Origin of the sequence: Cobetia sp. MMG027, assembly GCF_027947415.1 — a bacterium.
In the GTDB taxonomy this organism is placed as follows: Bacteria; Pseudomonadota; Gammaproteobacteria; order Pseudomonadales; family Halomonadaceae; genus Cobetia; species Cobetia marina.
Window position 1 is genome coordinate 268,289 of record NZ_JAQJIO010000006.1, and the last position, 19,454, is coordinate 287,742.

At 65.0% G+C, this 19,454-nt stretch carries 17 protein-coding genes; 6 read left to right on the forward strand and 11 right to left on the reverse strand.

Annotation, left to right across the window (positions count from 1 at the left end):
• Window positions 1-6: 6 nt before the first annotated feature.
• From phoB to PJK54_RS10405, 3 genes are all read right to left on the reverse strand, one after another.
• Complete coding sequence (phoB, locus tag PJK54_RS10395) at window positions 7-696, reverse strand: phosphate regulon transcriptional regulator PhoB (RefSeq protein ID WP_077379851.1); 690 nt, start codon at window positions 694-696, stop codon at window positions 7-9.
• Between the two features lie 243 nt (window positions 697-939).
• Entirely contained in the window at window positions 940-1,821 is an 882-nt protein-coding gene (gene ubiA, locus PJK54_RS10400) for a 4-hydroxybenzoate octaprenyltransferase (RefSeq protein WP_084207713.1), read from the reverse strand.
• A 30-nt stretch (window positions 1,822-1,851) separates the two neighbouring features.
• A complete protein-coding gene (locus PJK54_RS10405) occupies window positions 1,852-2,571 on the reverse strand; it encodes a chorismate--pyruvate lyase family protein (RefSeq protein WP_271302765.1) in 720 nt (239 codons plus the stop codon).
• A 79-nt stretch (window positions 2,572-2,650) separates the two neighbouring features.
• On the opposite strand from PJK54_RS10405, the gene PJK54_RS10410 reads away from it, so the two are divergent.
• From PJK54_RS10410 to PJK54_RS10420, 3 genes are all read left to right on the forward strand, one after another.
• Window positions 2,651-3,835 carry an NAD(P)/FAD-dependent oxidoreductase gene (locus PJK54_RS10410; protein ID WP_176503490.1) on the forward strand — a complete coding sequence of 395 codons (1,185 nt, stop codon included), beginning with the start codon at window positions 2,651-2,653 and terminating at the stop codon, window positions 3,833-3,835.
• A 274-nt stretch (window positions 3,836-4,109) separates the two neighbouring features.
• Window positions 4,110-4,385, forward strand: coding sequence for an HU family DNA-binding protein (locus PJK54_RS10415; protein ID WP_024952843.1), 276 nt, complete (start codon window positions 4,110-4,112; stop codon window positions 4,383-4,385).
• Between the two features lie 178 nt (window positions 4,386-4,563).
• Window positions 4,564-4,920, forward strand: a complete 357-nt coding sequence (locus PJK54_RS10420; protein ID WP_077379860.1) for a hypothetical protein — start codon at window positions 4,564-4,566, stop codon at window positions 4,918-4,920.
• Between the two features lie 83 nt (window positions 4,921-5,003).
• Here PJK54_RS10420 and PJK54_RS10425 read toward each other — a convergent pair whose 3' ends face one another.
• Window positions 5,004-5,420, reverse strand: coding sequence for a hypothetical protein (locus PJK54_RS10425; RefSeq protein WP_271302766.1), 417 nt, complete (start codon window positions 5,418-5,420; stop codon window positions 5,004-5,006).
• Between the two features lie 202 nt (window positions 5,421-5,622).
• Here PJK54_RS10425 and yccS point away from each other — a divergent pair, with 202 nt between their 5' ends.
• Window positions 5,623-7,875 (forward strand): YccS family putative transporter, encoded by a 2,253-nt coding sequence (yccS, locus tag PJK54_RS10430; RefSeq protein ID WP_136939522.1) that lies wholly within the window; start codon window positions 5,623-5,625, stop codon window positions 7,873-7,875.
• Window positions 7,876-7,955: 80 nt separating this feature from the next.
• Here the strand turns inward: yccS and recG are convergent, their stop codons facing one another.
• Complete coding sequence (gene recG, locus PJK54_RS10435; RefSeq protein WP_077379866.1) at window positions 7,956-10,097, reverse strand: ATP-dependent DNA helicase RecG; 2,142 nt, start codon at window positions 10,095-10,097, stop codon at window positions 7,956-7,958.
• Window positions 10,094-11,059 carry a hydrogen peroxide-inducible genes activator gene (locus PJK54_RS10440; RefSeq protein ID WP_077379868.1) on the reverse strand — a complete coding sequence of 322 codons (966 nt, stop codon included), beginning with the start codon at window positions 11,057-11,059 and terminating at the stop codon, window positions 10,094-10,096. Before PJK54_RS10440 ends, recG begins: the two co-directional genes overlap by 4 nt.
• A 71-nt stretch (window positions 11,060-11,130) precedes the next feature.
• On the opposite strand from PJK54_RS10440, the gene PJK54_RS10445 reads away from it, so the two are divergent.
• Window positions 11,131-12,018, forward strand: a complete 888-nt coding sequence (locus tag PJK54_RS10445) for an NAD-dependent epimerase/dehydratase family protein (RefSeq protein WP_271302767.1) — start codon at window positions 11,131-11,133, stop codon at window positions 12,016-12,018.
• Window positions 12,019-12,232: 214 nt separating this feature from the next.
• On the opposite strand, the gene PJK54_RS10450 is transcribed toward PJK54_RS10445, so the two are convergent.
• The 4 genes from PJK54_RS10450 to gmk form a co-directional block, all read right to left on the reverse strand.
• Entirely contained in the window at window positions 12,233-12,622 is a 390-nt protein-coding gene (locus PJK54_RS10450) for a RidA family protein (protein ID WP_077379872.1), read from the reverse strand.
• A 208-nt stretch (window positions 12,623-12,830) separates the two neighbouring features.
• A complete protein-coding gene (locus tag PJK54_RS10455) occupies window positions 12,831-14,996 on the reverse strand; it encodes a RelA/SpoT family protein (protein ID WP_077379874.1) in 2,166 nt (721 codons plus the stop codon).
• A 111-nt stretch (window positions 14,997-15,107) separates the two neighbouring features.
• Complete coding sequence (rpoZ, locus tag PJK54_RS10460) at window positions 15,108-15,359, reverse strand: DNA-directed RNA polymerase subunit omega (RefSeq protein ID WP_077379876.1); 252 nt, start codon at window positions 15,357-15,359, stop codon at window positions 15,108-15,110.
• 346 nt (window positions 15,360-15,705) lie between these two features.
• Window positions 15,706-16,362, reverse strand: a complete 657-nt coding sequence (gmk, locus tag PJK54_RS10465; protein WP_077380016.1) for a guanylate kinase — start codon at window positions 16,360-16,362, stop codon at window positions 15,706-15,708.
• A gap of 546 nt (window positions 16,363-16,908) precedes the next feature.
• Between gmk and PJK54_RS10470 the strand changes: the two genes are divergently transcribed.
• On the forward strand, window positions 16,909-18,096 hold the full coding sequence (locus PJK54_RS10470) for an MFS transporter (protein ID WP_077379879.1): 1,188 nt from the start codon (window positions 16,909-16,911) through the stop codon (window positions 18,094-18,096).
• 115 nt (window positions 18,097-18,211) lie between these two features.
• Here PJK54_RS10470 and PJK54_RS10475 read toward each other — a convergent pair whose 3' ends face one another.
• Window positions 18,212-19,213 (reverse strand): GlxA family transcriptional regulator, encoded by a 1,002-nt coding sequence (locus PJK54_RS10475; RefSeq protein WP_255304485.1) that lies wholly within the window; start codon window positions 19,211-19,213, stop codon window positions 18,212-18,214.
• Window positions 19,214-19,454: the final 241 nt, after the last annotated feature.

Sequence of the window (19,454 nt, forward strand, 5' to 3'; positions counted from 1 at the left end):
CGCGTCTCAGGCCTGGGCGCTGAAGCGATAACCGGTACCGCGGACGGTCTGGATCAAGTGCTGATGCCCCTCGCCCAGCGCCTTGCGCAGACGACGAATGTGCACGTCCACGGTGCGCTCCTCGACATAGACATTGCCGCCCCAGACCTGATCCAGCAGCTGGCTGCGGGTGTAGGCGCGCTCCTGATGGGTCATGAAGAACTGCAGCAGGCGGTATTCGGTGGGGCCGACCTCCAGGGAGTTGCCGTGTGCGGTCACGCGGTGGCTGGCGGGGTCGAGCATCAGACCCTCGACTTCCACCGACTCCTCGACGCCCTTGGGCGTGGTGCGGCGCAGCACGGCCTTGAGGCGTGCCACCAGCTCGCGTGGCGAGAAGGGCTTGGTGATGTAATCGTCCGCCCCGGCCTCGAGCCCCTGGATCTTGTTATCTTCCTCGCCCTTGGCGGTGAGCAGGATGATCGGCAGCTCCGCCGTGGTCTCGTCACGCTTGAGGCGGCGCGCCAGTTCCAGCCCGCTGGTGCCGGGCATCATCCAGTCCAGCAACAGCAGATCGGGCTTTTCATCGACGACGATGGCGTGGGCGTCCTGGGCATTGTCGGCCTCCAGCACGCGGTAATCCGCCATTTCCAGGGCGACGGCGATCATCTCGCGTATCGAGGATTCGTCGTCGACAATCAGTACGGTCTTGGAGCTCATCGCTAGATCCCATGCAGCAGTCGGCGCACGCGCCAGAATGACAAGTCGATGACGATTACAACCTGCTTATATGACAGTGAGATGACAATCGCCAGCTTGGCAGCTTGGCAGCTTGGCAGCTTGCCGCCCGGCTTGCCAGCGAGTCCCTCAACTCTCGCGAGGTGTGAATGTCACGCCTCGCCGCACGAGGAAGGTCGCTGGCAGACCGGATGAGGACTCGGGCCCGTTGGCCGGAAAGAGGGGTCAGGCAGCTGGCCAGGTCGCCAGCGCGATGCCCGCGAAGATCAGCAGGCCGGACCAGTGGTTGTTGAGAAATGCCTGGAAGCAGGGGCCACGCTCCCGCTCGCGAATCAGGCGCTGCTGCCAGACGAAGGTCACGGCCGCCGCGGCCAGCCCCAGCCAGTAGAAGATGCCCAGCGCCAGGTGCAGGCCGATGCCGATCAACACCGCCAGCATGCCCAGCTGCAGCAGACCGATCATCAGCGTGTCGGCGCGGCCGAACAGGACGGCGGTGGACTTGATGCCGACCTTGAGATCGTCATTGCGATCGACCATCGCATAGGCGGTGTCGTAGGCCACCGTCCACATCAGGTTGGCCGCGAACAGCCACCAGCCATAGGTCGGCACCTCCTCAAGCGTCGCCGCGAAGGCCATCGGAATCGCCCAGCCGAAGGCGGCACCCAGCACCACCTGCGGCAGATGATGGAAGCGCTTCATGAACGGATAGCTGGCCGCCAGCAGCACGGCGACGATCGACAGCAGCACCGTGGTCAGGTTGGTGAAGCACACCAGCACGAAGGCGGCCGCGACCAGCACACCGAACAGGGTCAGCGCCTCGCGCTCCGTGATGCGTCCTGAGGTCAGCGGGCGATCCCGGGTGCGTTCGACATGCTTGTCCCAGTGGCGATCCGCGTAGTCGTTGATCACGCAGCCGGCGGCACGCATCAGATAGACGCCAGCCACGAAGATCAGCAGCGTATCGCGGTCCGGTAGCCCATCGGCCGCCAGCCACAGGGCCCAGAGGGTCGGCCACATCAGCAGCCAGGTGCCGATGGGGCGGTCCAGACGAGTCAGGGCGAGGTAATCGGCCAGTTTGGACGGGCGGGAAGCGGATGACGCTGACATCAGGACTCCTGATCGAACGGCAGTGGGGAATCAGAGTTCCAGGGCGTGCTGGAACCGAGGGGTGAAACCTTCCTGGACCAGTACCCGGAAGCGACCGTGCGAGAACATCGAGCGGCGCATCCACAGGCTGGCGGTGCGTGCCAGCGGCTGCGTGCTGGCAAGCCTCAGTGGCGCCCGGCTGACATCGATGGCGCTGCGGGTCAGGTCAGGCTGGCGGAACAGCCAATGGCCCAGCGAGCCTTCGCCGAGCGTCGAAAGACGGTGGCCATGGGCCAGGTCCAGCGCCGCCAGCGAGCGCGCGATCACCCAGGGCTCATCGCCATGACACAGGGCCACTTCGCGCCGCCAGACATGGCGTCGTGGCGCGATACCCAGCATCCGCGCCTCATCCCGCCGGGCAGGGCCGGTGTCCTGCAGCAGCAGGCGCACGCGCAGCCCCTGACCATCGAGCATGCGCATGGCGTGATCGAGACGCTGGGTCAGCGAGTCGCTGGAGGACAGCCATGGCCACCAGCCGGCCGGCATGACGCCTTGCAGGCTCGCGGCGGGCTGCCAGTGGCGGCGGACCGCCGAGTCCATCGCTCTCTGGTGAGCGCAGGGAGTGCTGAGTTCCGAGCGAGACATGGCCCGGATAGCGATCTTGCCGGCAAACGCTGCCGAGTGGGAGTGACAGACCACGATGAATTCCCTGTCAGGATGACAAGTGGCGAGTCTAGCACGCCCGAACCGCAAGGCCTGCAGCGTGAGCATGCCCGCGCCAGTGGCAGGCTGGTATGCTGGGGCCCGACTACCCTCTTTTCCTCTCGGATCGATCTCAGGAGATGGCGCCATGCGCGACCCTCGTACCCTTGTCATCATCGGCACCGGCATGGCCGGCATTGGCCTGGCGCGTGCCCTGCGTGCGCGTGACAAGGACAGTCGACTGATCCTGGTCAGTCAGGACAGTGGCCACGATTACGCCAAGCCTCTGCTGTCCACCGCCTTTGCCAAGGGCATGAGCGCCCGGGCATTGGCACGGCAGACCTCCGTGGCCCTGGTGGATGAACTGGACGCCGAGCTGCGCACCCATCAGCGAGTGACGAGCATCGATACCCACGCGCGACAGGTCTGGCTGGGCGAGGAATGCCTGGCCTATGACGAGCTGGTGCTGGCACTCGGTGCCGCGCCACGGCGACCCTTCCCCATCGATGACTCGGTCGGCTCGCGCGTGATGAGCATCAATGATCTCGATGACTACGCCGCCTTCAGCGCCACGCTGACGGCAGCGCGTGAGGCGGGGGAGAGTGGCCGTGTCGTGATCGTCGGTGCCGGTCTGGTGGGGTGTGAATACGCCAATGACCTGAAAGCCGCAGGACATGAGGTCACCCTGGTCGCAGCGGAAGACACTCCGTTGGATGGCTTGCTTCCCCAGGCGCTCGGCCGGCGACTTGGCAAGGCCTTCGATGCCATCGGCGTGCGTCGGCTGCAAGGCGAGATGGTCGAGACCATCACCGCCGGCAAGGCAACGCAGGCGCCCGTCAGCGTGGTGCTGCAGAGTGGTCATGCGGTGGAGGGCTCGCTGGTGCTGCTGGCCACGGGGCTCGCGCCACGCATCAAGCTGGCACAGGGCGCGGGGTTGAGTGCTGGTGGGGACGGCATCCGCGTCGATCGTCACCTTGCCACCTCCCGGCCGCATGTCTGGGCGCTGGGAGACTGCGCCAGTGTCGAAGGGGTCAATGCCATGTACGTGCAGCCCCTGCAGGCCGCAGCCCGGGTGCTGGCCGCCAATCTGTGCGGCGAGGCGGTCGAGCTCGACTGGAAGGCCTGGCCCGTGCTGGTCAAGACACCGGCGCTGCCCATCGTGGCCTACCCGCCTCGGACGGCCGTGGCGCGCTGGGACATCACGGGCGAGGGAGATGATCTTGATGCACGCGCTCTCGATGCGAACGAACGCTTGATTGGATATGCGTTGACAGGCGCCTCCGTTCGCAGGAAAGTCGAGCTGGCGCGGCAGGCACCGCCGTTGCTAGGCTAGGCGATGCCATGGCCGATGGTCGCAGACCCCTTGAAGCCAGCGTAGTCAGGCACGATAGTGAAGTTTCCGTCACAGAGCGTCAGGCGAGAATCAGGGACGACGTGTTACCGGTGACGTTCACCCCGAGAAAGGGGGACCCGGTATCGCATCGCCCAAGCGCCATGCAATGCCAGCAAGTGCAGCAACATCCGTGCAAGAACAACATCCGTGCAAGAACAACAATGAATCGGCGGCTGAGCCGCCCGTGCAGAATGCCAAACCAGGAGGGCTTTTCATGCGCAAGCCAGAACTCGCTGCGGCCATCGCCGAGCGTGCGGATCTGTCCAAGGACAAGGCTAGTCAGGTGTTGAACGTGATTCTCGACGAGATCACCCACACGGTCGCCAAGGGCAACGATGTTTCATTGATTGGTTTTGGCTCCTTCACGGTGCGTCAGCGTGCAGCGCGTACCGGCAAGAACCCCCAGACAGGCAAACCCCTGACCATCCCGGCCAGCAAGACAGTGGCCTTCAAGCCGGGCAAGTCATTGAAGGATGCGGTGACCAAGTAAGTCTGGTCCACGCCGCCGCGCCCCTGCTGGCGTGGCGGCCCGCCATGCTTGCCCGATGTCAGTATCGATGCCACCGGCTCCGCCACTCGGGCCCGGTGGCATTTTGTCATGGACGGTATCGATGGCTGTTCGCGGCTGACCGCTTGACCGTGCCGCCTCTCAAGGAAGGAATGACGCCATGAAGCTCAAGTTGCTGTTGTGGGTACTGGGCCTGCTGCTCAAGCGTGCCTTCCGGCGCGACCCCGAATTTCGCGCTCAGCTCGAGACGCGTTCGCTGGATTGGGGCGTTGCCACGGAGGATCTGAGCATCGCGCGTCATTATCGGATGTCTCGGGAAGGTGTGACCTCCGGCACCGGTCTGCCGGTGGATACGGAGCTTGAGCTGCGCTTCGCGGATGCTGAGAGTGCGGTGGCCTTCCTGCTCAAGCCGTCTCCCAAGGCCTTCTTGAATGGCATGATGGAGCAGCGCGTGCGTCTGGTCGGGGATTCCGCCCAGCTCAATCGTCTGCAGTCATTGCTCAAGCGGATTCGCTGAACCGACGGCCATGCCGTAGTGACCGAAAAAAACGCCCCGCTGATCTGCTCAGCGGGGCGTTTTTCGTGAGGGCACGCAAGGTGTCACAGCAGATGCTTGAGGCCCGGGATGCCCTCGATGACCTGGTCGACCACACCATCGCCGGCTAGCTCGCGCGCATAGCTCAGCGTCTCATCGGCCACGCCACGTGCCTGATCCATGTTCAGGTCCAGTCCCATCAGCTTCTGGCCCAGCTCCAGTGCTCCCCCTCCGCTGCCTCCGGTGAATGCACTGACCGCCCCCATCAGGCCGCCCATGAGGCCACCGCCCCCGGACTCGGCGGCTTCCTCGCCAGCGCTGCCGATCAACCCTTCGGCGCCCGGAATGGCCCCCAGCAGTGATGCCGCCGGCCCATCCGGGCCCTGTTCACGCACGAACTTGAGAATGAGGCCGACCGCCTGTTCGGCAATCTCCGGTGACAGCCCGAGGGCGCCAGTGACACGTTCGATGAGTGGGTGCATCGGTGTTCTCCATGAAATCCGGGGTAGGCATGAGTGGGTAGCATGAGTGGGTAGAGTGGCACGGACGGAGAGTTTGGCGCCTGAAGCGCTTGCCAACGCTTGTGTGAGCCGGAGCTATCGGACACGGCAGAACAGGGTGGTATGCTAGCGGCATAAATCTAAAGTCTAATGCGCTGCTCGCGCCCTGGTCACGGAACACTTCATGACACGCTCCCTGCAACACTCGCTCATCCACTCTCTGCGTCGACTGTGGACGCTGGATGCCTTCAGCTATTCGCTGCGCATGCTCATCGCGCTGGGCGGTGTGATGGCGGTAGGGTTCTGGCTGGACGAGATGGCGCTGGTGATCCCGCTGTTTCTCGGCGTGATTGCCTCGGGACTGGCGGAAACGGATGACCATTGGCGCGGGCGACTGCGCGCGCTGGGCATGACGCTGGCCTGCTTCAGCATCGCCGCCGTCTCGGTGGAGCTGCTGTTCGGCATGCCGCTGCCCTTCGTGATCGGCCTGGCGCTGGCCACCTTCACTCTGCCGATGCTGGCGGCGATCGATGCCCGCTACGGGGCCATCGCCCGCGCCTCGCTGATTCTGGCCGTGTACACCATGATCAGTCTCGAGCAGCAGCATGGCGATGGGCAGATCGCGCTGCTGGAACGCAGCCTGCCCGAGTGGCTGCGTGAGCCGGGACTGGGCATCAATCTGGTCCAGCCGTTGCTGCTGGTGATCGGCGCGACCTGGTATGGCCTGCTGTCGGTACTGTGGTGCGCGCTGTTCTCGCGTCAGCCGCTCAAGCACAGCATGGCGACCCTCTACCGTGAACTGGGCCGCTATCTGATTCTCAAGGCTCAGCTGTTCGAGCCACTGCGCAACGTGGATCGCTCGGCGCGTCGTCTGGCGCTGGCGGAGCAGAATGGTCGCGTGGTCGTGGCGCTCAACCAGACCAAGGAGATGGTCTTCCGGCGTCTCGCCGGGCGGCGCGACACCAGCAAGCTGGATCGCTACCTGCGGCTCTACTTCATCGCCCAGGACCTTCATGAGCGGGCCAGTTCGAGCCATTACCCCTATGGCCAGCTCAGTGATGCCTTCTTCCACCACGATATCCTGTTCCGCTGTCAGCGCCTGCTGGAGCAGCAGGGCGGCGCCTGCAAGGGGCTGGGCCGGGCGCTGCTGATGCGTCAGCCCTTCGAGGCCAGTGACAGCCAGCAGGCGCTGGAAGACCTCAACGCCTCGCTCGAGTATCTCAAGCAGCAGCATCGGCCTGAATGGCGTCATCTGATGCAGGCGCTGGAGGCGCTGGCGGGCAACCTGCGGTTGATCGAAGGGCAGATCGAGCGACTCGGCGATCTGGAAGCCAGCAGCAGTGAAAGCGACAACAGCCTGCTGGATCGCTCGCCTCACGGCACGCGGGACATGCTCGAGCGCATTCGCAGCCATCTGACCCCGCGCTCGCCGATCTTCCGTCACTCGCTGCGCCTGACCGCGACCCTGGTGGCCGGCTATGGCGTGCTGCTGGCGGTCCACCCGACCCAGGGCTACTGGATTCTGCTGACGGGGCTGTTCGTCTGCCGGCCCAGCTTCGGCGATACCCGGCGCACCCTGGCTCAGCGCATCGTCGGTACCTTGATCGGCCTGCTGGCTGGCTGGGCGCTGATCAGCCTGTTCCCGGCCCCCACCCTCCAGGCCGGCATCGCCGTGGTCGCGGGGGTGCTGTTCTTCGCCACGCGCGGGTCACGCTACACCCTGGCGACGGCGGCCATCACCCTGATGGTGCTGGCCTGCTTCAACCAGGTCGGTGATGGCTTCGATCTCATCTGGCCGCGACTGTTCGATACGCTGGTCGGTGGCCTGCTGGCGGGGCTTTCCGTGGTGTTGATCCTGCCGGACTGGCAGGGCCGCAAGCTCTATCGTCAGGCCGGTGTCAGCCTCAAGACCAGCGGGCGCTATCTGGGGGAGGTGCTGTCCCAGTATCGTCACGGCAAGCGCGATGACCTGGCCTACCGCCTGGCGCGGCGCAATGCCCACAATGCCGACGCCGCCTTCTCGAGCCTGCTGGCGACGGCGCGCAAGGAGCCGGGCCATTTCCGGCGTGACGTGGAACCGGGCTTCGGCTTCCTGCTCCATGCCCATACCGCGCTGGGGTATCTGTCGGCATTGGCGGCGCATCGTGGCGAGCTGGAATCCACCTCGTCCGCCAGCAGCGGCATCGAGACGCTGTTGCGCCATGGCGAGCGCCTGAGCCAGCAGCTGACGGCATTGGGTGAGCAGCTGGAGGCGGGCGGCGAGATCACCCTCACGCTGGAAAGCGATCATGAGATCGCGGCGCTGGAGGCCGAGATCGAGCAGGTCGAGTCCACCACCGGGCGCCTGGCGCTGTCACAGCTGATTCTGGTGCTGCGGCTGTTGCAGCCGCTGGAAAGTGCCGGCACCCAGCTGATCAAGGCCAGCCGCGCCAGCTGAGGGCTGGCGCGGCTGGCAAGTGGCCAGGTGAACGAGTGGCCAGGTGAACGAGTGCGTTGGGGGACAGGTGGACAGGGCGCTCAGACGGCGCCGTATTGGCCAGCCGCCTCCCCCAGCCAGCGGCGGATCAGGGGCTCCGCGGCCTGGGGGGCCTCAGTGAGAATGGCGTCGGCCAGGGTGGTGGTCGGGGCGATCAGGTCGCTGTCGCGCTCGAGATCGGCGATCTTCATCCCCGCCAGCCCCGTCTGGCGCGTGCCCAGCACTTCGCCGGGCCCGCGCAGCTCCAGGTCCTTCTCGGCGATCTTGAAGCCGTCGGTGGTCTCGCGCATCACCGCCAGGCGTTGCCTGGAGTGCTGAGAGAGCGGCGGATGATAGAGCAGCACGCAGAAGCTCTCGGTGCTGCCACGCCCGACACGCCCGCGTAGCTGGTGCAGCTGCGACAGGCCGAGACGCTCGGGGTTGTCGATCACCATCAGGCTGGCATTCGGCACATCGACCCCGACCTCGATCACCGTGGTGGCCACCAGCAGGTCATGTTCGCCTTCCTTGAACGCCGCCATCACCTCGGCCTTCTCGGCCGCCTTCATGCGGCCGTGCACCAGACCGATGGACAGCTCCGGCAACGCCTCGGTCAGCTCGTCACGCGTCACCTCGGCGGCCTGACAGGTCATCACCTCGGATTCCTCGATCAGCGTGCATACCCAATAGGCCTGACGACCCTCGGCGCAGGCGGCGCGAATGCGCTCGACCACCTCGGGGCGCCGCGGGTCGGCCACTGCCACGGTCTGCACCGGGGTACGCCCCGGGGGAAGCTCGTCGATCACCGAGAGATCGAGATCCGCGTAGGCGCTCATCGCCAGAGTGCGCGGGATCGGCGTGGCGGTCATGATCAGCTGATGGGGGGTCAGGCCGCCGGCCTCGCCCTTCTCGCGCAAGGCGAGACGCTGATGCACGCCGAAGCGATGCTGCTCATCGACGATCGCCAGCCCCAGGCGCTGAAAGGTCACGTCGGCCTGGAACAGCGCGTGAGTCCCGACCACCATGCGTGCCCGGCCATCGGCGATGGCCGCCTTGGCATCCAGCCGCGCCTTGCCCTTGAGCTTGCCGGCCAGCCACGCGACCTCGATGCCCAGTGGCTCCAGCCATTCGCGGAAGTTGCGATAGTGCTGCTCGGCGAGGATCTCGGTGGGGGCCATCAAGGCGGCCTGACAGCCACCACCGATGGCGATCAGGGCCGCCATTGCCGCCACCACCGTCTTGCCCGAGCCCACGTCGCCCTGCACCAGGCGCAGCATCGGCACTTCGCGCGCCAGGTCACGGCGTACCTCATCCAGCACACGGCGCTGGGCGCCGGTCAGCGAGAAGGGCAACTGGGCAAGAAAGCGGGTGCTCAGGCCACCGCTGGCGCTCAACGAGGGGGCGCCATCCTGCTGGATGCGCGCTCGCACCTGCCGCAGGCTCAGCTGATGGGCGAGCAGTTCTTCCTGGGCGAGACGCCGCTGACTGGGATGCACGCCGTCGCTCATCTGATCGACGGGCGCATCCGGCGGCGGCTCATGCAGGAAACGCAGGCACTCGATCACCCCGGGCAGGCGAAAGCGTGCGCGCAGGGCCTCGGGGATCAGGTCCGGCAGCTCATGGGGCGTCTCCTCGAGCTGCTTGAGGGCCTGGCCGATCAAGCCGCGCAGGCGCGCCTGATTGAGTCCTTCGGTGGCCGGATAGATGGGGGTGAGGTGGTCTTCCACCGGGGCCGCGCCCTGACCGAGCAGACGGTATTCCGGATGATAGATCTCGAGACCGGTGGCCCCGGCACGCGCCTCACCGAAGCAGCGCACGCTGTGGCCACGCTGGAACTGCTGTTGCTGGGCGGGAGAGAAGTGGAAGAAGCGCAGACTGAGGATGCCGCTGCCATCGCGCAGGCGCACCAGCAGGCTGCGCCGGCGACCCTTGACGATGTCGCAGGCCGTCACCTCGCCTTCCACCACCGCCTCCATGCCGCTCTTGAGCGTGCCGATGGGGGTGACGCGAGTCCTGTCCTGATAACGCAGCGGCAGGTGGAAGAGCAGGTCCGCCACGCGCTCCAGTCCCAGCCGCGAGAGTTTCTCGCTCAGCGCGGGGCCGACCCCGCTCAGGCTGTCCAGCGGTTGCGCCAGCGCGCCGGTGGCAAAGACACCGGCGCTGGCGGGCCCGGCAGATGAGGCGTCCGTGCCCGCCCTGCTCATGCCGGTTCGTGGCTCTGGGAAGCGGAACCCTGCATGCCGTTCTCGTTGCTCTGGCGGGCGCGGGTCGAGCACTCGGCGATCGCCTGGCTGATCACGTCAATCGCCTTGGGGCGCGGGAAGCTGGCACGCCATGCCAGGGCCACGCTGCGGCTGGGGGCGGGGTCCTTGAAGGGACGTGTCTCGAGCACGCCGCTCTCGTAATGGCCGGTACCGGTGGCCGAGTAGGGCAGCACGGTGATACCGAGGCCTGAGGCGACCATGTGACGAATGGTCTCCAGCGAGCCCCCCTCGGCGATCAGGGTGTTCTCGGGATTGTTGATCTGATGGCCGATGGCCGGACACGCCTCGAGAATCTGATCACGGAAGCAGTGGCCCTCGCCCAGCATCAGCAGACGCTCATTGATCAATTGCTCCTTGGCGATGCTGTCCTGTTCGAGCAGCGCGTGACCCGACGGCAACAGCACCTCGAAGGGTTCTTCGTAGAGCGTCTTGGTCAGCACGTCGGTCTCGGTGAAGGGCAGCGCCACGATGATGATGTCCAGCTCACCGTTTCTGAGCTTGCGGCGCAGATCGCCGGTCATGCCTTCCTCGATGTAGAGCGGCATCTTCGGCGCACGCCGCGTCAGTTCCGGCACCAGATGCGGAAACAGGTAAGGTCCAATGGTATAGATGGCGCCGATGCGCAACGGGCTGGAGAGCTGATCCTTGCCGGCATTGGCCAGCTCCTTGATCACGCTGGACTGTTCCAGCACGCGCTGGGCCTGCTGAACGATCTTCTCGCCGAGCGGTGTGACCTGTACGGTGGACTTGGAACGCTCGAACAGTGCGACTCCCAGCTCCTCTTCCAGCTTCTTGACGGCCACCGACAGGGTCGGCTGCGAGACGAAGCAGCGCTCTGCGGCGCGTCCGAAATGACGCTCCTGGGCCAAGGTTACGATGTAGCGGAGTTCTGTTAGAGTCATGATTCCTGCCCGGAACTGGCATCCTGGGATGCGGTGGGTACCGATTCGTTTTACCAAGGAGCACGGCAAAGGTGAAGAAGACGAGTCTCATCCTCGGTTGTGGCGACGTTGGCAGCGCGCTGGCGCGCGAACTGCTCAAGGCCGGTCAGCACGTCATCGGTGTCAGGCGCGATGTGTCCAGGCTGGCGGATCTCGGCATCGAGACGCTGGCATTGGACATCACTGCCGAAGGTGCACTGGCCAGCTTGCCAGATGCCGACACGGTGGTACATGTGCTGAGCGCCGACCGTTTCGACGAAGAGGCCTATCGCGCCGCCTACGTCGATGGCATTCGGGCGCTGGTGACGGAGCTCGAGTCGCGCGCCAATCCGCCGACCCGCGTGCTGTTCGTGTCCTCGACCTCCGTCTACGCCCAGAAGGATGGCGAGGAAGTCGACGAGCAGTCGCCCACCGATGCCACCAGCTTCTCGGGCCAGTTGATGCGCGAAGGCGAGCAGGCACTGCTCGATTCCTCGCTCAACGGCACCGTGGTGCGCTTCTCCGGCATCTACGGGCCGGGCCGCGACATGCTGATCCGCCAGGCGCGCGATGGTCGCATCGCCGCCAGCAACCCGCCACTCTACTCCAACCGCATCCACCGTGACGACTGCGCGGGCGTGCTGGCGCACCTGATCGCGCTGAGCCTAGAGGGCAAGCCGGTCGAGCCGATCTATCTGGCCACCGACTGTGATGGTGCACCGCTGCACGAGGTGATGGCGTGGTTGGCACGTCAGCTCAAGGTCGAATCCACCGAGGTGATCCAGTCGCCGCTGCGGCGTCGCTCCAGCAAGCGCTGCGGCAATGCGCTGCTGCTCGAGAGTGGCTATCGCTTCCGTTACCCGACCTTCCGCGAGGGTTATGCCGAGGTGCTCAAGGAACATGGCGTGACGGTACCGGAGAGCGAGCTTTCCGGGCGCTGAGCGCCGCACGGCGATTGACTTGTCCACAGGAGGTCGCGCGTGACGCATCCTGACCGGCTGTGGACAAGTCGAGACGCCGGGAGGAGCTAGGGCTGCCTGGCCCGATAACTGACAGTGCCCGCCCCGAGTTTCCGGGGCGGGCACTGTCGTTTCAGCAGACCACGTTTCAGCAGGTCAGACGTTTCGGCAGATCAGGCGGCAAGATCCACCGTGATCAGTCGCCGATGACCATCACGCCTTCGGCTTCGAAGGCCACGCCCTTGGGCAGTGCCTTGACGCCGACGGCGGCACGCGCCGGGAAGGGCGCGCTGAAGAACTCTTCCATCACCGCGTTGACGCGAGCGAAGTCATCGAGGTCCGTCAGGTAGAGGTTGAGCTTGACGATGTCGCCCAGGCTGCCGGCGGCCTCTTCACACACGGCGCTCAGGTTGGTGAACACCTGACGCGCCTGCGCCTCGATACCGCCTTCGACGACTTCCATCGTCTGCGGGTCCAGCGGAATCTGGCCGGAGAGATAGACGGTGTTGCCCGCCTTGATGGCCTGGGAGTACGGCCCGATGGCAGCGGGTGCCTTGTCGGTGTTGATGATCGCGCGATTGCTCATGTTGTGCTCCTTGTGACTGTCTTTCCTACTGGTCTTGTGCCAGTTGCCTTGTGACAGTGAATTGCGATTGTGTTTGTGAGTGCGCTGCTCGCCTGTCTCGGCGAGGTGTCGGGCAAAGGCCCGTCGTGTCCATGGACGACCTTGCGGAAGTCCCAAAAACGAAAACCGCGCCGCCCGCCGGTGGCGAACGACGCGGCCTTGAATCCGATCAACTGATGACGCGGGTAATGCGCTCCACGTGCAACAGGTTGCGCATGCGCTTGATGATGCGTGCCAGATGAATGCGATCACGTACCGCCAGGGTCAGATTGACGATGGCCAGGTGAGCGTCGCGCTCCTCGATACCGATGCGTTCGATATTGGCTTCCGCGTCGGTGACGAGTTCGGCCAGCTCGGCGATCAGCCCGCGCTGGGTCTGGGCTTCGATGCGCAGGGCGACGGTGAAGTCGCCTTCGATCTGCTCGGCCCAGGTCAGCGGGAAGACACGCTCCGGATCGCTGGCCAGCTCGGTCAGATTGCTGCATTCCTGACGATGGACCACCAGGCCCTTGCCGGCTGACAGGTGGCCCATGATGGGCTCTCCCGGCAGCGGGTGGCAGCAGCGTGCATAGCTGGTAACCATGCTGTCGCCACCACTGACCTGCATCGGCCCGATGCCACTGTCCTCCGGCTGGACGTTGCCATCCTTGGCCGAGAACTTGGGCTGCTGTGCCGCGGGACTCATCCTGTCGTTCAGCAGGCTCTGCGCCACGCTGTAGGCGGCGCGGGTACCGAGACCGATGGACTCGAGCAGATCATCACGCCCGCCTTCCAGCTCAAGCTCCGCCGCCAGGGTATCCAGGCGCTGGGGCGGCAGCTGTTCGAGGGTGATGTCCAGGCCGGCGAGTGCCTTGATCAGCAGGCGCTGGCCCAATGCCACGGACTCGCTGCGCTGCTGATGCTTGAGGTAGTGGCGGATGGCGGAACGCGCCTTGGCGGTGGTGACGAAGTTGAGCCACGCCAGATTGGGCTTGGCGCCCGGTGCGGTGATGACCTCGACGGTCTGGCCGCTCTCCAGTGGCGAGGATAGCGGCGCCAGATGACGATCGATGCGACAGGCGATGCAGCTGTTGCCGACATCGGTGTGCACCGCATAGGCGAAATCGACCGCCGTTGCACCGCGCGGCAGCTCCATGATGTCGCCCTTGGGGGTGAACACGTAGGTATCATCGGGGAACAGGTCGTTCTTGACGTGCTCGATGAATTCCAGCGAGTTGCCGGCATGGCGTTGCATCTCGAGCAGGCCGCGTACCCACTCGCGGGCACGTGCGTGGCTGCCCGCGCCGATGGGACGGTCGGTCTGCCCGGCCTTGTACAGCCAGTGGGCCGCGATGCCGTTGTTGGCCATCGCTTCCATCTCGCGGGTGCGGATCTGTACCTCGATGGGCATGCCGTTCATGCCGAACAGCGTGGTGTGCAGACTCTGGTAGCCATTGGCCTTGGGGATCGCGATGTAATCCTTGAAGCGACCCGGTACCGGCTTGTAGAGATTGTGCACCACGCCGAGGATGCGATAGCAGCTGTCCACGTCATCAGTGATGATGCGGAAGCCGAACACGTCCATCAGTTCATTGAAGGGCTTCTGCTGGTCACGCATCTTGCGGTAGATGGACAGCAGATGCTTCTGACGGCCGATCACCGAGCCGGGCAGCTGATCGCGCTCCAGCGCGTTCTGCAGGCTGGCCTGGATCTCGCGCATCAGGGTACGACGATTGCCACGCGCGGCGGTGACGGCACGCTTGATGCGTTCGGAGCGCATCGGGTGCAGCGCCTGGAAGGACAGATCTTCCAGTTCGACACGGATGGTGTTGATACCGAGGCGGTTGGCGACGCGGGCGTAGATCTCGAGCGTCTCACGGGCGATGCGCCGCTTCTTCTCGGGGCGCAGGGCACCAAGGGTACGCATGTTGTGGAGACGGTCGGCCAGTTTGACGATGATGACGCGGATGTCCTGGGACATCGCCAGCACCATCTTCTGGAAGTTCTCGGCCTGAGCGACGGCCTTGTCCTCGAAGGTGATCTGGGTCAGCTTCGAGACGCCATCGACCAGCAAGGCCACCGGCTCGCCGAACTGGCCGGCCAGTGCCTCGAAGGTCACGCTGGTGTCTTCGATGACATCGTGCAGCATGGCCGCCATCAGGCTCTGATGGTCCATGTGCATGTTGGCGAGAATGTTCGCCACCGCCAGCGGGTGGGTCACATAGGGTTCACCGGAACGCCTGCGCTGGCCATCGTGGGCCTGCTCGGCGTAATAGAAGGCGCGCCTAACCTGACGGATCTCTTCCTCGGGAAGATAACCGCCCAGGCGGTCTGCCAGGTCATCGATCGTGAACATTCAGCGGCCTTGGCTCAAGGTGGTTCCGGGCCCGCACCCCGCGTGATGGCCATGATGGCGCGACGTTGGAGGTGCGGATCAGCACACGTACAGGAGAGGGAGAGCCGGGGCTCAGTCCTCGATCTGCGGCAGTACCGGCTTGCGCTGGATCGGAGCTTCGACCGGCTCATTCAGGATGTCGCGGTTGACCAGACCCGCCGCCACTTCGCGCAGGGCCAGCACGGTCGGCTTGTCGTTTTCCCACGGCAGTTGGGCGTTGCGGCTGCCACGTGACAGCTGACGGGCACGACGAGTGGAGATCATCACCAGCTGGAAGCGGTTGTCGACGTTCTCGAGGCAATCTTCTACGGTTACGCGGGCCATGGCAGTGCACCTTCAATAGCGGGATATTCGGGGGTTCGCTGTCGGCGTGTAATCAGCGCAGAGTGCCGCGACCGCTAGGGGCCGCATACCCTGATCATCTGACAGTATCTCGCACACGACGCAAGCACAATGCCGCTGCGCCAGCCCGCCAGGGGCGAGACAGCGCAGCGGCCAATGATTCTGAAAGGGAATCGAGTCTACTCGACGCCCTTGTGGCGTGACAAGTAGGGCGCTATCCGGTGGCGCGACATGGCGCGCTCTCGGCGGCGTAAGCGACCAGAGCGCGCATGATCAGCACCGTAGGCCGCAACAAGTCCTTGTCATGCCTGGACTTCGTGCACGGGCGTCATCCGGCGAGCAGGGAGTCCAGCAATGCGGCATGGCGCGCCTGGACGCGCGGGCGGCGTGCGCGCTCGGCGGTGATCAGACTGCACAGCTCGTCCAATGCCTGAGTAAAATCATCGTTGATGACGATCAGGTCGTATTCGTCGTAGTGGGACATCTCGCTGACGGCGTCACGCATGCGCCGGGCGATGACGTCTTCCCCATCGGTACCGCGGCCGGACAGACGCTCGAGCAGCGCTTCACGCGACGGCGGCAGGATGAAGATGGAGACGGCTTCCGGCACTTGGGCGCGTACCTGCTGGGCGCCTTGCCAGTCGATCTCGAGGATGACGTCCTCGCCCTTGCTCAGGCGAGCTTCGACCGCCGGACGCGAGGTGCCATAGAAGTTGTCGAAGACCTGGGCGTGCTCGAAGAAGTCGCCCTGCTCGATCATCGTCTTGAAGTGATCGACATCGACGAAGTGGTAGTTGACGGCATCCTGCTCGCCCGGGCGCTGGCCGCGGGTGGTGTGCGAGACGGATACGCCGATGCCGTCCATGCGCTCCAGCAATGCCTTGACCAGTGTGGTCTTGCCGGCGCCGGAGGGCGCGGAAATGATGTAGAGAGTGCCACGGGCGTTGCTGGCGGCAGTGGAGGGTGCTGATGATGTCGAAGACATGGAAGGGATCCGCTTGCTGTCGCTGAATCGGCGCATTATCGCACACTCACCCCTGCTTGGGCTGCAGGCAGACATGACGGTGTCATGTACCGATGTTGCACTTCCGGCACCACAGTTGTCGTGATGAATCGGTTGGGCCGGCGTGGCGTTATCTGCAACAATGGTCGTATATTTCATTGATCGCTCAAGCATCGGCCAGCCCGCGAGTCGGCTCGGGCCCATGAGGGATCGCACGGTTTGCTGACGCCTCGCCCAAGGCAACTTGAGGAGGGTTGCCGCAATACCGTTTGCCAGACGATAGAGCAGCGCCATGACGTGCAGCAGGCGTCCAAGAGAGACGCCACGCACGAGCGCATCACCTGTTACCTGTCCCGCGCGCCATTCATTCCCGCCTTCCTGGCAGATGATGAATGGCGCGCGGTCTTTTGCCTTGCGTAGCGCCAGCCATGCGCAGGCAATGCCATCCGTGGCCTGCACCTGTCAGCGGTGCTGCGGATGAGCACGGACACGGGTGATATCCCCTTTCAAGTTTCAGGAGACCCGGACATGTCTGCCTCCCCCGTTGCGCGCCATCCGCGCATCGCCGAACTGGCGCTGGCACTCGGTGCCTTTGCCATCGGCACTACCGAATTCGTGATCATGGGGCTGATGCCCAACATCGCCGCGGACTTTCAGGTGTCATCCCAGCAGGTCGGCTATGCCATCAGCGCCTATGCGATGGGGGTGGTGGTCGGTGCTCCGCTGATCTCGGCGCTTGGCGCACGCCTGCCGCGGCGTGGCTTGTTGATCGGCCTGATGCTGCTGTTCGCGCTCAGCAACGTGGCCAGCCTGATGGCCCCCTCACTGACCAGCTTCGCCGCGCTGCGCTTCATCGCGGGGCTGCCGCATGGCGTCTATCTGGGGGTGGCCGCACTGGTGGCGGCGGATGCTGCTCCCGCCGGCGAGCGTGGCCGTGCCGTCGGGCGCGTGATGATGGGGCTGACGGTGGCGATTCTCATCGGGGCGCCAGCGGCGACCTGGTTCGGCAGTCTGTTCGGTTGGCATTCCGCGTTCCTCCTCGTCGGCCTGCTGGCGCTGGCGACGGCCGTGCTGGTGCGTGGTTTCGTGCCCTATCAGGCAGGCAATCAGAACGCGACGCCGCTGACCGAGCTGGCCGCGCTGATCAAGCCGCGGGTGCTCTATACCCTCGGCATCGCCTGCATCGGTTTCGGCGGCATGTTCAGTGTCTACAGCTATGCGGTGGAGACGCTCAACGTCCAGGCCGGACTGTCCCAGAACCTGGTGCCGATGGTGCTGGCCGTCTTCGGGGTAGGCACCATCATCGGCAACCTGATCGGTAGCCGTGCTGCGGACATCGACCTGATGCGCACCATTCCTGCCGTGCTGATCTGGAGCGCGCTGGTACAGGGTGGCTTCTACTTCGCCGCCGACGGTGTCTGGAGCGGTATCCTGTTCGTCGGACTGGTCGGCACGGGCATCGGCCTGGCACCGGCGCTGCAGATGCGCCTGATGGATGTGGCGGAAGACGCCCAGACCATGGCGGCGACCCTCAATCATGCGGCCTTCAACATCGCCAATGCGCTGGGCGCCTGGTGTGGTGGCCTGGCCTTCGCGTATGGCCCGTCCCACTCCTCCATCGGCCTGGTCGGGGTGGCCATGGCCATCGCCGGCTTGATCGTCTTCCTGCTCGGGCAGCGCCATGAGCGCCGCGAGTTGCAGACGGCTTCCGCCTGATGTGTGCATGAAGCGAGGCCGTGAAAGCCCCGTGAGCACAAGACGTCGCAACGCAGAACGCCGCCCTTCGGGGCGGCGTTCTGCGTTTCTGGGGCTCATCAGTGGCAAGGGACTGTCAGCATCTCTGGCGAGCGCGCGTCGGTGACATGCCGAAGTAATCCCGAAAGCAGTGACTGAAATGTGTGGTGCTGACGAAGCCGCAGGCCACGGTGACATCGGTGATGCTGGCATTGCCCTGGGTCAGCAGCTGGCGGGCGCGTGTCAGGCGCATCTCCAGATAATGGCGAGATGGCGTGGTATCCAGATGTCGCGTGAAAAGCCGCTCTATCTGGCGCCGCGACAGGGAGACGCAGTGCGAGATGTCGGTCATGCTCAGCGGCTCCTCGAGGTTGCTGCTCATCAACTCCAGGATGGAGCGCAGTGCCTCGGGAAGGTGACTGTCCGGTGCGGGCAGCGTCTGCTCGACATGCCACGGACTGGGCGTGGCCGGGCGCTCGCAGGCCAGAATCTCCTCGACGCTGCGCGCCAGATCCTCTCCGTGACGCTGACGCATGCCTTCCAGCATCATGTCCAGCGCACTGGCGGCGCTGGCGCTGCTGAGACGCGCTTCCTCGACGACCAGCGGGGCTCGGGACAGCTCGAGCGCGGGGAAGGTCTCGCTGAACAGCGCCGCGTTCTCGGGGTGAATGGTGCAACGATGGCCCTCCATCACCCCGGCCGAGGCCAGGAAGTAGCTGCCGTTCCACAGACTGCCCAGGCGACAGCCCTGCTGGGCGGCACGGCGCAGCAGGTCGTTGAGCTTCGGGATCTCTTCCAGCATCACGCGATAGCCTCCGCACACGATCAGCAGATCGCACTGGGCGGGGTCCAGCTCGGCAAGCGTCAGGCCGGGCATGATGTCGATGCCCAGATCGCTGCGTACGCTGCCATCGTTCAGGCCACAGGTGTGCAGGCGATAGAAGGGATCGTCACGGAGCAGATTGGCAGTCACCAGCGCATCCAGCCCGGAGGTGAAGGCGGGGAGGGAGAAGTGCTCCAGCAGCACGAAGGCCACATCGAGCGGTGCGCTCCGGGAGCAGGTCACGTCCTGAAGCAGACGCTGGTTGCGCAGTTTCATCGAGGGGGTGAAATCACGGCGGCGAGGCGATGTCATGGTATCGAGGGAGCACTATCGCGGATGAAGGAGGGGGCGGGGCAGGCAATGCCTCACGTGTCAGCTTCATCCTCTCAGGAGTTGGCAGGCACGGCGAGTGGCAATCCGGTGTCCTTGTGTTGGGCAGAATGTAATGCCGCTGTGGGCTTGGTGATACTTCGCGTAACACAGCAGTAAAATCATGGACTTGTCACAGCGATGCCAA

Bases quoted from the DNA above. Each gene is read 5' to 3' on its own strand.
- PJK54_RS10470 (WP_077379879.1), top strand. From the start codon at position 16,909: ATGTCTGCCTCCCCCGTTGCGCGCCATCCGCGCATCGCCGAACTGGCG.
- recG (WP_077379866.1), bottom strand. From the start codon at position 10,097: ATGAGCAGGGCGGGCACGGACGCCTCATCTGCCGGGCCCGCCAGCGCC.
- PJK54_RS10405 (WP_271302765.1), bottom strand. From the start codon at position 2,571: ATGCTCACGCTGCAGGCCTTGCGGTTCGGGCGTGCTAGACTCGCCACT.
- rpoZ (WP_077379876.1), bottom strand. From the start codon at position 15,359: ATGGCCCGCGTAACCGTAGAAGATTGCCTCGAGAACGTCGACAACCGC.
- PJK54_RS10425 (WP_271302766.1), bottom strand. From the start codon at position 5,420: ATGCACCCACTCATCGAACGTGTCACTGGCGCCCTCGGGCTGTCACCG.
- PJK54_RS10475 (WP_255304485.1), bottom strand. From the start codon at position 19,213: ATGAAACTGCGCAACCAGCGTCTGCTTCAGGACGTGACCTGCTCCCGG.
- PJK54_RS10420 (WP_077379860.1), top strand. From the start codon at position 4,564: ATGAAGCTCAAGTTGCTGTTGTGGGTACTGGGCCTGCTGCTCAAGCGT.
- ubiA (WP_084207713.1), bottom strand. From the start codon at position 1,821: ATGTCAGCGTCATCCGCTTCCCGCCCGTCCAAACTGGCCGATTACCTC.
- yccS (WP_136939522.1), top strand. From the start codon at position 5,623: ATGACACGCTCCCTGCAACACTCGCTCATCCACTCTCTGCGTCGACTG.
- PJK54_RS10450 (WP_077379872.1), bottom strand. From the start codon at position 12,622: ATGAGCAATCGCGCGATCATCAACACCGACAAGGCACCCGCTGCCATC.
- PJK54_RS10410 (WP_176503490.1), top strand. From the start codon at position 2,651: ATGCGCGACCCTCGTACCCTTGTCATCATCGGCACCGGCATGGCCGGC.
- phoB (WP_077379851.1), bottom strand. From the start codon at position 696: ATGAGCTCCAAGACCGTACTGATTGTCGACGACGAATCCTCGATACGC.
- gmk (WP_077380016.1), bottom strand. From the start codon at position 16,362: ATGTCTTCGACATCATCAGCACCCTCCACTGCCGCCAGCAACGCCCGT.
- PJK54_RS10455 (WP_077379874.1), bottom strand. From the start codon at position 14,996: ATGTTCACGATCGATGACCTGGCAGACCGCCTGGGCGGTTATCTTCCC.
- PJK54_RS10440 (WP_077379868.1), bottom strand. From the start codon at position 11,059: ATGACTCTAACAGAACTCCGCTACATCGTAACCTTGGCCCAGGAGCGT.
- PJK54_RS10415 (WP_024952843.1), top strand. From the start codon at position 4,110: ATGCGCAAGCCAGAACTCGCTGCGGCCATCGCCGAGCGTGCGGATCTG.